The 10,771-nt window shown below is 67.9% G+C and carries 10 protein-coding genes; 8 read left to right on the top strand and 2 right to left on the bottom strand.

From position 1 onward, the window contains the following. Positions 1–4 precede the first annotated feature (4 nt). Positions 5–343 carry a type II toxin-antitoxin system PemK/MazF family toxin gene (locus tag Sa4125_RS19050; RefSeq protein WP_224000503.1) on the bottom strand — a complete coding sequence of 113 codons (339 nt, stop codon included), beginning with the start codon at positions 341–343 and terminating at the stop codon, positions 5–7. Beyond that, complete coding sequence (locus Sa4125_RS19045; RefSeq protein ID WP_224000501.1) at positions 330–545, bottom strand: type II toxin-antitoxin system PrlF family antitoxin; 216 nt, start codon at positions 543–545, stop codon at positions 330–332. The genes Sa4125_RS19050 and Sa4125_RS19045 overlap by 14 nt, the downstream gene beginning before the upstream one ends. A gap of 159 nt (positions 546–704) precedes the next feature. Between Sa4125_RS19045 and uraH the strand changes: the two genes are divergently transcribed. The 8 genes from uraH to Sa4125_RS19005 all read left to right on the top strand — a co-directional run bounded on the left by uraH (position 705) and on the right by Sa4125_RS19005 (position 10,721). Further along, complete coding sequence (gene uraH / locus Sa4125_RS19040) at positions 705–1,073, top strand: hydroxyisourate hydrolase (protein ID WP_224000499.1); 369 nt, start codon at positions 705–707, stop codon at positions 1,071–1,073. 3 nt (positions 1,074–1,076) lie between these two features. Then, positions 1,077–2,531, top strand: a complete 1,455-nt coding sequence (gene xdhA / locus Sa4125_RS19035; RefSeq protein WP_224000497.1) for a xanthine dehydrogenase small subunit — start codon at positions 1,077–1,079, stop codon at positions 2,529–2,531. Next, on the top strand, positions 2,528–4,948 hold the full coding sequence (gene xdhB, locus Sa4125_RS19030) for a xanthine dehydrogenase molybdopterin binding subunit (protein WP_224000495.1): 2,421 nt from the start codon (positions 2,528–2,530) through the stop codon (positions 4,946–4,948). The genes xdhA and xdhB overlap by 4 nt, the downstream gene beginning before the upstream one ends. Before the next feature lie 181 nt (positions 4,949–5,129). Beyond that, on the top strand, positions 5,130–6,035 hold the full coding sequence (gene xdhC / locus Sa4125_RS19025; protein WP_224000493.1) for a xanthine dehydrogenase accessory protein XdhC: 906 nt from the start codon (positions 5,130–5,132) through the stop codon (positions 6,033–6,035). Further along, on the top strand, positions 6,019–7,572 hold the full coding sequence (locus tag Sa4125_RS19020) for an ABC transporter ATP-binding protein (protein WP_224000491.1): 1,554 nt from the start codon (positions 6,019–6,021) through the stop codon (positions 7,570–7,572). The genes xdhC and Sa4125_RS19020 overlap by 17 nt, the downstream gene beginning before the upstream one ends. Beyond that, complete coding sequence (locus Sa4125_RS19015; RefSeq protein ID WP_224000489.1) at positions 7,562–8,671, top strand: ABC transporter permease; 1,110 nt, start codon at positions 7,562–7,564, stop codon at positions 8,669–8,671. Before Sa4125_RS19020 ends, Sa4125_RS19015 begins: the two co-directional genes overlap by 11 nt. After that, positions 8,668–9,588, top strand: a complete 921-nt coding sequence (locus Sa4125_RS19010) for an ABC transporter permease (protein WP_224000487.1) — start codon at positions 8,668–8,670, stop codon at positions 9,586–9,588. The genes Sa4125_RS19015 and Sa4125_RS19010 overlap by 4 nt, the downstream gene beginning before the upstream one ends. A 44-nt stretch (positions 9,589–9,632) precedes the next feature. After that, on the top strand, positions 9,633–10,721 hold the full coding sequence (locus tag Sa4125_RS19005; protein ID WP_224000485.1) for a BMP family ABC transporter substrate-binding protein: 1,089 nt from the start codon (positions 9,633–9,635) through the stop codon (positions 10,719–10,721). The last annotated feature ends 50 nt before the right edge of the window (positions 10,722–10,771 follow it).

Below are 10,771 nucleotides of genomic sequence, written 5' to 3'. Positions count from 1 at the left end.
GAAGTCAGGCGCCGATGACGGATCGCAGTTCCGCCATCACGCGCTGGAAAGGCTCGGTCGGTAGCCGACCGATCTTCTGAAAGCCGACCGTCTCGACATTGGCGATCTTGGCCGTGCGAACCACGGAGGGATCGAAAAGTCCAACGTCGGCATAGGCCGCTCCCAGATGAACGTCCCCCTCCCACGGCGCGTTGTCGGCACTGGTGATCATCATCACCCAGGCGAGTCGCATCGGTCCGAGAAGCTTTGTCGAGACGATGAGGGCCGGCCGGCGATAGGCGGTGTCGCGCTCGGTGTAGGGAAACGGAACGACGACGACGTCGCCTTGCTCAAAGCTTGTCATAGGCTTTGTGATCGGCGTCGCTATCCCATTCGGTGAAGGTCGCGAAGGGATTGCTGAAGATGTCGCCTTCGTCGCGCATCAGGATGACCCGGCCGTTCTCGATCACATAGACCAGTTCGTCGCCTTCCCTCAGATTGAGCGCCTTGCGCACCGGCTGGGGAATGGTGGTCTGGGACTTCGAACTGAGCCTGCTCGTGATCATGCCCCGGAACTCCTCTCCTCAGAGACTGGACGGAAAAGAGGTAAGATATTTCCTTACCCCCGGCAACGGCCATCATCAGCCCCGCGCTTTGCTCTGGACGCCGCCATCCGGCCCGTTGCACACTGGCTTTACCAGATGGTCAAAAACGAAGGTCGCGTGATGGCGGAGAACGAGGGGGGACGGCTGACGACGCATGTCCTCGACACCAGCCTCGGCAAGCCCGCCGCGGGCATGGCGGTGACACTGTTTGCCGTCGACGCGGACGGCCGGCGCACGCCGTTGGCAAGGGCGCAGACGAATGCCGACGGCCGCTGCGACAAGCCCCTCCTCGCGGGCACGGCCTTCGTGCCCGGCCAGTACGATATCGTCTTCGCCGCCGGACCCTATCTCGCCGCGACCATGCCCGCCGGGGGCGCGGCGCCCTTCTTCGACGACATCGCCGTGCGCTTCAGCGTCGGGGAAATCCGGCACTACCATGTGCCGCTGCTGCTCTCGCCCTATGGCTATTCAACCTATCGGGGTAGCTGAGTCGTGCGCTTCGAGTCCGCGACGCCGATCCGGTACATCCTCAATGGCGAGGAGCGCGAGATTGTCAGCCTCGCGCCGACGACGACCGTATTGAACCACCTTCGCCAGACCGAGCGTCTGACCGGCACGAAGGAGGGCTGCGCCGAAGGCGACTGCGGCGCCTGCACGGTGCTGATGCTGGAGCCGGATGGACAGAACGGCCTGCGCCGTCGCGCCGTCAACGCCTGCATCCAGTTCGTGCCGTCACTGCACGGGCGGGCGATCGAGACGGTCGAACATCTCGGACGCGATGGGCCGCACCCGATCCAGACCGCCCTGGTCGAGACCCATGCCAGCCAATGCGGCTTCTGTACGCCGGGTTTCGTCATGCAGCTCTATGCCGGCTGGCTGAACGGCGCGATCTCCGACCGGCAGAAGGTGAAGGACGCCATTTCCGGCAATCTCTGCCGCTGCACCGGCTACGGCCCGATCATCGAGGCCGGCCTGCGGCTCGCCGCGACACGCTTGCCGGATACGGCGGCCGCCGATGCCGTTCTCGCCGCCCGGCTGGCGACTCTCAGAGGTGGCGGCGTGTTCCGCTACGGGGGCGCCGGCGGGCTGTGGCTGTCGCCCGGCGACGTCGACGATCTTGCCGATCTCTACGCCGCCCATCCCGATGCGGTACTCGTCGCCGGGGCGACGGATGTCGGGCTCTGGGTGACGAAGCAGCACCGGGATCTGCCTGTCATGATCGACGTCTCGCGCGTCGCCGACATCCGGATGATCGAGGAGGCCGGCGGCAGCCTGTTCATCGGCGCGGCGGTGACCCACCGCGATGCCCAGGCCAAGCTCGCGAATTTGCACCCGGCGCTTGGCGAACTCGTCCGGCGCTTTGCCGGGGCGCAGATCCGCAATGCCGGCACGGTCGGCGGCAACATCGCCAACGGCTCGCCGATCGGCGACCTGCCGCCGGCGCTGATCGCGCTCGGCGCGCGGCTGCATCTGCGCCAAGGCGACACGGCGCGCAACCTCGCGCTGGAAGATTTTTTCGTCGCCTATGGCCGGCAGGACCGGGCGCCGAGCGAGTTCGTCACGGCGGTCGAGGTGCCGGGGCTCTTCGCCCATCAGCGCTTCTTCTGCCACAAGATCTCGAAACGCTTCGATTCCGACATTTCTGCCGTGCTGGCGGCGCTGCGGCTGACCTTCGAGGGCGACACGATCATCGACGCGCGGCTCGCCTTCGGCGGCATGGCGGCAACGCCGAAGCGGGCGGCGCAGGCGGAGGCGGCGCTCGTCGGCCGGCCCTTCGACATCGGAGCCGTGGCGCGGGCAGCCCAGGCGCTGGCCGAGGATTTCCAGCCCTTGGACGACATGCGCGCCTCGGCCGCCTATCGCCTGACGGTGGCGCAGAACCTGCTGACGCGGTTTCGCCTGGAGCACGAGGGCGGCACCGCCACCAGCGTGCTGGACGTCGCATGACGGCGGCGATGGATCACCCCGACGGCGAGAGCCGGGTGCAAGACCGCGGCATGGCCGGAACGGTCACGCCCGCGGATCTAACTGAGACACCGCCACCGCCCCAGGCGAGCATCGTGGGCGGCGTCGCCGCGGCGCTCGCCCACGACAGCGCGGCGAAACACGTCTCTGGCGCGGCCCGCTACATCGACGACGACCCGGAACTGCCGGGGACGCTGCAGGTGTACGTCGCCATGTCGACCCGGGCGCATGCGCGGATCACGGGGATGGACCTTGCCGCCGTCCGCAGCGCCGAAGGCGTCGTGGCGGTCCTGACCGCGGCCGGCATTCCCGGGATCAACGACTATTCACCGGTCTTCGGCGACGATCCGATCTTTGCCGAAGACGTTGTCGAATATGTCGGCCAGTCGATCTTTGCCGTCGCCGCCGAGACGGTGGCTGCCGCGCGCGCGGCGGCGAAGCTGGCCGTCATCGGCTACGAGGATCTCCCCGCCGCGATCTCGATCGATGCGGCAGAAAAGCTGGCCGACGCTGTCGGCGCCGATCTCCTGCCGCCGCACGAAATGCGGCTCGGCGATGTCGATGCAGCCCTTTCGGCCGCGCCGCGCCGCATCCACGGCGCGCTCGATCTCGGCGGCCAGGATCATTTCTACCTCGAAGGGCAGATCGCCGTGGCGATCCCCGGCGAGGACGGCGACATGCTGGTGCGCTCCTCGACGCAGCACCCGTCCGAGGTCCAGCACAATGTCGCCAAGACGCTCGGCCTTGCCGACCACGCGGTGACGGTGGAAGTCCGGCGCATGGGCGGCGGGTTCGGGGGCAAGGAGAGCCAGCCGGCGCTGTTTGCCGCGGTCGCCGCGCTCGTGGCGCAAAAGACCGGGCGGCCGGCCAAATGCCGGCTCGACCGCGACGACGACATGGAGATGACCGGGAAGCGCCACGAGGCGCGCATCCGCTACGACCTCGGCTATGCCGAGAACGGACGGATCGCGGCCGCCGATTTCGGCCATCTCATCCGCTGCGGCTATTCCAAGGATCTTTCGGGCGCCATCGCTGATCGGGCCATGTTCCATGCCGACAATGCCTATGCGCTGCCCGCGGCCCGCATCCGTTCGCGACGGCTGAAGACGCATACCGTCTCCAACACCGCCTTTCGCGGCTTCGGCGGGCCGCAGGGGATGGTCGGCATCGAGCGGGCGATCGACCGCATCGCCTTCGACCTCGGCATGGATCCGCTCGACGTACGGATCCGAAACTTCTATCCCGCCGAGGGGGCGGCGCTGACGCCCTACCACATGGCGGTGACGGATTCGGTGATTGGCGAGATCGTCGCGGAGCTGGAGGCTTCCAGCAGCTACCGGGCCCGGCGCGCGGCGGTGAAGGCTTTCAATGCGGCCAGTCCGATCCTCAAGAAGGGCCTTGCCCTGACGCCGGTGAAATTCGGCATCTCCTTCACGACAAGCCATCTCAACCAGGCCGGAGCGCTCGTGCATGTCTACAAGGACGGCTCGGTGCATCTGAACCATGGCGGCACCGAGATGGGGCAGGGCCTGTTCACCAAGGTGGCGCAGGTCGTCGCAGAGGAGTTCCAGATCGACGTCGGCAAGGTCAGGATCACCGCCACGACGACGGCGAAAGTGCCGAACACCTCCGCCACCGCCGCTTCGTCCGGCTCCGATCTCAACGGCATGGCGGCGCAGGCCGCCGCGCGCACGATCAAGGAGCGGCTGATCGCCTATGCCGCCGCGCAGTATCGGGTGGCGCCGGAGAGCGTCGTCTTCCTGCCCAACCGGGTGCGGATCGGCACGGTGGAGAAGCGCTTCTGCGATCTCGTCGCCGAGGCCTATCTCGCCCGCGTCTCGCTGTCCTCGACCGGCTTCTATGCCACGCCCGGCATTTCCTACGACCGCGAGAGCGCCACCGGCACGCCCTTCTACTATTTCGCCTATGGCGCCGCCTGCTCGGAAGTGGTGATCGACACGCTGACGGGCGAGAACCGGCTCTTGCGCGCAGACATCCTGCACGATGTCGGCCGCTCGCTGAATCCGGCGCTGGATCTCGGCCAGATCGAGGGCGGCTTCATCCAGGGCATGGGCTGGCTGACCACGGAGGAGCTCTGGTGGGACAAGGCCGGCCGGCTGCGCACGCACGCGCCCTCGACCTACAAGATCCCGACCGCCAACGACCGTCCCGACGATTTTCGCGTGAATCTCTGGACGAAGGGCGAGAACCGGGCCGAGACCATCTACCGCTCCAAGGCCGTGGGCGAGCCGCCCTTCATGCTGGCGATCTCGGTGTTCTCGGCGCTGACGGACGCAGTCTGCGCGGCGGGGGAGGGCCGGGCGTTTCCCGATCTCGACGCGCCGGCGACGCCGGAGCGCATACTCGCCGCCGTGGATGCCGTGCGGGGGGCGGGGTGAAGGCCGCTAGCCTCACCGATTACATTCTGACCGGGCGGCTCTGTCAGCCGACATCGGTTGCTGTGCTTTTGGGCGATCTTGCCGTCATACCCCCCTCTGCCTGCCGGCTGGCAAGCCAGAGGGGGGTGTTTGGCGGTGGCGTCAACGAAGGGATCATCCATCCTCCCGCTTGGTTCGTGCCATGATCGATCTCGCGGCCCGTCTGCGCACACTCCTCGCCTCGGGCGAGCCCGCCATCCTCGTGCGCGTCGCGTCGGCGCTCGGCTCGACGCCGCGGGAGGCGGGGGCGGCGATGGTTGTCACGGCTGCGACCTCGACCGGCACTGTTGGCGGCGGGGCGCTGGAACGTCTGAGCATCGAGCGGGCCCGCACGATGATCGCCGCCGGCGAGGCAGAAGCCATGCTTGCCGTGCCGCTCGGCCCCCGCATCGGCCAGTGCTGCGGCGGGCATGTGACGCTGGCGCTTGCCGCCGTCGATGCAGCGCTTCTGGCATCAGAGGAAGCCCGCGATCGCGCCCAAGCCGCGGCGCGTCCGGCAGTCCTGATCTTCGGCGCCGGCCATACCGGCCAGTCGCTGGCCCGGGCGCTCGCTCTGCTGCCGTTGCAGGTCGGCGTCGTCGACACCCGCCCGGATGCGCTCGCGACCTTGCCGGAGGGCGTCGACGCCCGCGCTCTCGCACTGCCGGAGACGGCGGTCGCTGCGGCGCGGCCGGGCACGGCCTTCCTCGTCATGACGCACGACCATCAGCTCGATTTCCTCATCGCCGCCGCGGCGCTCGGGCGGGGGGACGCAACCTATGTCGGCATGATCGGCTCGGCGACGAAGCGGGAGAAATTTCGCCGGCATTTGCGCGACGCGGGCGCCGAGGCGCTGATTGACCGGCTTGTCCTGCCGATCGGCGGGCTGGCCGTGCGCGACAAGCGGCCGGAAGTCATCGCCGCGTTGACCGCCGCCGAACTCGTTTCGGTGCTTCTGGGGAAGGCTGAGGAAAAAGCCGCGGGCCCCGTGGCGGACGCTGCATCGCAGTGCAATAGTGAGCCCATCGCCTCCGTCCAGCCGAAAGGACGCCATGCCCGCGCGTCTTGAGCTCAGCCACATCACCAAGCGCTTTCCGGGCGTCACCGCCAACGAGGACGTGTCCTTCTCGGTCGGTGCCGGCGAGATCCATGCGCTGCTCGGCGAGAACGGCGCCGGCAAGTCGACGCTCGTCAAGATCATCTATGGCGTGCAGAAGGCCGACGAGGGAACCGTGCTCTGGGACGGGCGACCGGTCACGATCGCCAGTCCCCGTGAGGCGCGAAAACTCGGCATCGGCATGGTGTTCCAGCATTTTTCGCTGTTCGAGGCGATGACGGTGCTGGAGAACATCGCGCTCGGGCTGGATCATCCGCCGCCGCGCAAGGCGCTGGAGGGCGAGGTCCGGGCGCTGCTCGCGACCTACGACCTCTCGCTCGACCCGCACCGCTACGTCCACACGCTTTCCGTCGGCGAGCGCCAGCGCATCGAGATCGTCCGGGCGCTCCTGACGAAGCCGAAACTTTTGATCATGGACGAGCCGACCTCGGTGCTGACGCCGCAGGAGGTGGAAAAGCTCTTCCAGATCCTGCGCAAGCTCGCGGCCGAGGGCTGCTCGATCCTCTACATTTCGCACAAGCTTTCCGAGATCAAGGCGCTGTGCGAGAGCGCCACCATCCTGCGCTTCGGCAAGGTCGTCGCGACCTGCGACCCGCGGCAGGAGACGGCGCGCTCGATGGCCGAGATGATGATCGGCGGCACGCTGAAGGACCTGTCGCACAAGAATGGTGGCGGCGCCGGGGCCGACCGGCTGGTCGTCGAAAATCTGTCGGCGCCGGGGGAGCCGCCTTTCGGCACCAGCCTGAAGGAAATCGGCTTCACCGTGCGGGCCGGCGAGATCCTCGGCATCGCGGGCGTCGCCGGCAACGGCCAAAACGAACTGATCGCCGCACTTTCGGGCGAAGTGCCCGGATCAGGGCGGATCGCGCTCGATGGCGCCGAGATCAACGGTTTGAGTGTCGACGGCCGCCGGCGCCGGGGCCTTGCAGCCGTGCCCGAGGAGCGCAACGGCCACGCGGCCGTGCCGGGCATGAACCTCTCGGACAATGCCGTTCTCTCGGCCCGCGGTCGCAAGCGGCTTGCCGTCGGCGGTTTCCTCAGGCCGTTCGCGGCGCGCGCTTACGCGGCCGACGTCATCGGCGCCTTCTCGGTCCGCTCGACCGGTCCACGGGCCTTTGCCTCCAGTCTCTCGGGCGGCAATCTGCAGAAATTCATCATGGGCCGCGAAATCATGCAGGACCCCGCCGTCCTCGTCGTGTCGCAGCCGACCTGGGGGGTGGATGCGGGCGCGGCCGGCTTCATCCGCCAGGCCATGCTCGACCTCGCCGCCAAGGGTGCGGCGATCCTCGTGGTCAGCCAGGACCTCGACGAACTCCTCGACCTGTGTGACCGCATCGCGGTGATCAACGAGGGGCGTCTCTCGCCGGTCATGGACGTGAAGGGCGTGTCGATCGAAACGCTGGGGCTCCTGATGGGCGGCGTCCATGGCGCGAACCTGCCGCCACAGCCGCTTTCGGCGGAGATCGTCGGAGCCGTGCATGGGGCCTAGGCTCGTCCCACGGCTCGCCCCCAGCCGGTCGATGGTGTTCGCCGCGCCGGTGATCGCGGTCGTGGCAACCGTCCTCGTCGGTGCGCTCGGCTTCACGCTGCTCGGCTATGACGGCATCGGCGCGATCCGCGAGATCTTCCTGACGCCGCTGATGTCGGCCTATCGCTGGCAGGACCTTCTGGTGAAGGCCGCGCCGCTCGCGATCATCGCCATCGGCCTGTCGATCGGCTTTCGGGCCAATGTCTGGAACATCGGCGCCGAGGGCCAGTACGTGCTGGGCGGTCTCGGTGGCACCGCCGTGGCGCTGCTGACGGCTGAGATGACCGGCGCCTGGATCCTGCCGGCGATGATCCTTGCCGGCATCATCGGCGGCATGGCCTATGCCGCGGTGCCGGCGCTGCTGCGCACCCGGCTCGGCGTCAACGAGATCCTCTCCAGCCTGATGCTGAACTATGTCGCCATTCAGCTCCTGTACTTTCTGATGCGGGGTCCCTGGAAGGATCCGATGGGTTTCAACTTTCCGCAGACGATCCTCTTCGGTGCGGCGCAGACGCTGCCGATCGCCATTCCCGGCACGCTCGTCCACATCGGCGTGCCGATCGCCGCCGCTCTGGCGCTGACGGTCTGGTTCCTTTTGGCCCGCAGCGTCATGGGCTTCCAGGTCCGCGTCGTCGGCCTCGCGCCGAACGCCGCGCGCTATGGCGGTTTCCGTGAAAAGCGCACGATCTGGCTGGCGCTGATGGCCGGCGGCTGCTTTGCCGGCCTTGCCGGCGCCATCGAGGTCGCCGGGCCTTTCGGCCAGATGGTGCCGGGATTTCCGACGGGCTACGGCTATACCGCGATCATCGTCGCCTTTCTCGGCCGGCTGCATCCCATCGGCATCCTCCTCGCCGCGCTCGTCCTGGCGCTGACCTATGTCGGCGGCGAGAGCGCGCAGACGACGATCGGCCTGCCGGCGGCGGCGGCCGGCGTGTTCCAGTCGCTGATGCTGTTCTTTCTCCTCGCCGCCGACATTCTGGTCCGCTACCGCCTGGTGCTCGGTATCGACGCTGCGAGCCAAGCCGAGCCGGTGGCGACTGCCCGCACGGTGGCGCCATGACGACGACGCTGGCAATCTCGATCCTGATGACGCTCGCCGCGGCAGCGACGCCCATCCTCATCGCCGCGCTCGGCGAACTCGTGGCGGAAAAGTCGGGCGTCCTCAATCTCGGCGTCGAGGGCATGATGCTGATCGGCGCCGTCGCCGGATTTGCGACGGCCGTGACGACCGGCAGTCCGGCGCTCGGCTGCCTGGCGGCGATGGTGGCCGCCGGCGCGGCATCGATGGTCTTTGCCGTTCTCGCCCTCAGCCTCACCGCGAACCAGGTGGCGACGGGCCTTGCCCTCACCATCTTCGGCACCGGCATCTCGGCGCTTGCGGGCGCCCCCTTCGTCGGCCTGACGACGCAGACGCTCGGCCTCGTCTTTCCGTCGAGCCTTGCCGCCGACCCGGTGCTGCGCCTCGTCTTCGGCCATTCGCCCCTGGTCTACATCGCGCTCCTCCTGACCGTCGCCGTCTGGTGGTTCCTGTCGCGCAGCCGCGCCGGGCTGATCCTGCGCGCCGTTGGCGAATCGGATGCCGCCGCCCATTCAATCGGCTATCCAGTCCTGAAGGTGCGCTATCTCGCCGTCCTCTTCGGCGGCGCCATGGCCGGGCTCGGCGGCGCCTATTACTCGCTGGTCCTGACGCCGATGTGGGCCGAGCGGCTGACCGCCGGGCGGGGCTGGATCGCCATCGCCCTCGTCGTCTTCGCCTCCTGGAGGCCGGGACGGCTGGCGCTCGGCGCCTATCTGTTCGGGGCGGTCATCACGCTGGAACTGCAGGCGAAGGCCGCGGGCTTCTCCGCCTTCGCGCCGGAATTCCTGTCGAGCCTGCCCTACCTTGCCACCATCGTCGTCCTCGCCGTGATCTCGATCGGCCGGGCCGGGAGCATCGCGCCCGCCTGTCTCGGAAAGCCGTTCCGGGCGACCACCTGATCTTGCCCGTCAACCCGTCCACCATCGCTACAAGGAGTGCCACCATGACCGTCATGACCCGCCGCCAACTGCTCGCCGGAGGCGCTTCCCTCCTGGTCCTCGCCAGCCTGCCGGGCTTTGCCTTCGCCCAGGAAGCCAAGAAGGAGACCGTCAAGGCGGCCTTCGTCTATGTCGGCCCGGTCGGCGATTTCGGCTGGACCTATGCCCACGACCAGGGCCGCAAATACGCCATGGAAAAGCTCGGCGCCAAGGTCGAGACGAGTTTCGTCGAGAACGTCGCCGAGGGGCCGGACGCCGAGCGCGTCATCCGCCAGCTGGCGCAGGACGGCAACGACATCATCTTCACCACCTCCTTCGGCTTCATGCAGCCGACCGCCAAGGTCGCCAAGCAGTTCCCGGACGTGAAGTTCGAGCATGCGACCGGCTTCACCACCGCCCCGAACATGGGCATCTATAACTCCCGCTTCTACGAGGGCCGCGCTGTCCTCGGCACCATTGCGGCGATGATGTCGAAGACCGGCAAGGGCGGCTATGTCGCCTCCTTCCCGATCCCGGAAGTCGTGATGGGCATCAACGCCTTCACGCTGGCCGCGCGCAAGATCAACCCCGACTTCGAGACGCAGGTCGTCTGGGTCAATTCCTGGTACGATCCGGCCAAGGAGGCGGATGCCGCCAAGGCGCTGATGGACCAGGGCGCCGACATCATCACCCAGCACACCGACTCGCCGGGGCCCCTGCAGGCCGCCGAGCAGCGCGGCGCCATCGCCTTCGGCCAGGCCTGGGACATGCAGAGCTTCGCCCCGAACGCCCACATGACGGCGATCGTCGATCAGTGGGGCCCGTACTACACGCAGACGCTCCAGTCGGTGCTCGACGGTACCTGGAAGGCCGGCGACGTCTGGCACGGCATGAAGGAAGACTTCGTCCAGATGTCACCCTTCAACCCGAAGATGCCCGAGGACGTGAAGGCCGCCGCCCAGAAGATCGTCGACGATACCAAGACCGGCACTTTCCAGATCTTCACCGGGCCGATCAACGACCAGTCGGGCGCCGAGAAGATCCCGGCCGGCACGGTCATTCCGGACGGCGACCTGCTGAAGATGGACTGGTATGTCGAGGGCGTGAAGTCTTGAGGCGACCAGCGTTCAGACTCGGTACAGGGGGCGGCGGTTCACCCCCCTCT

Source organism: Aureimonas sp. SA4125 (genome assembly GCF_019973775.1).
Taxonomy (GTDB): domain Bacteria; phylum Pseudomonadota; class Alphaproteobacteria; order Rhizobiales; family Rhizobiaceae; genus Plantimonas.
The sequence above is the reverse complement of the archived record's forward strand: the minus strand, read 5'-3'. Positions and strand labels throughout refer to the sequence as shown.

Bases quoted from the DNA above. Each gene is read 5' to 3' on its own strand.
- Sa4125_RS19050 (WP_224000503.1), bottom strand. From the start codon at position 343: ATGACAAGCTTTGAGCAAGGCGACGTCGTCGTCGTTCCGTTTCCCTAC.
- Sa4125_RS19045 (WP_224000501.1), bottom strand. From the start codon at position 545: ATGATCACGAGCAGGCTCAGTTCGAAGTCCCAGACCACCATTCCCCAG.
- uraH (WP_224000499.1), top strand. From the start codon at position 705: ATGGCGGAGAACGAGGGGGGACGGCTGACGACGCATGTCCTCGACACC.
- xdhB (WP_224000495.1), top strand. From the start codon at position 2,528: ATGACGGCGGCGATGGATCACCCCGACGGCGAGAGCCGGGTGCAAGAC.
- xdhC (WP_224000493.1), top strand. From the start codon at position 5,130: ATGATCGATCTCGCGGCCCGTCTGCGCACACTCCTCGCCTCGGGCGAG.
- Sa4125_RS19020 (WP_224000491.1), top strand. From the start codon at position 6,019: ATGCCCGCGCGTCTTGAGCTCAGCCACATCACCAAGCGCTTTCCGGGC.
- Sa4125_RS19015 (WP_224000489.1), top strand. From the start codon at position 7,562: ATGGGGCCTAGGCTCGTCCCACGGCTCGCCCCCAGCCGGTCGATGGTG.
- Sa4125_RS19010 (WP_224000487.1), top strand. From the start codon at position 8,668: ATGACGACGACGCTGGCAATCTCGATCCTGATGACGCTCGCCGCGGCA.
- Sa4125_RS19005 (WP_224000485.1), top strand. From the start codon at position 9,633: ATGACCGTCATGACCCGCCGCCAACTGCTCGCCGGAGGCGCTTCCCTC.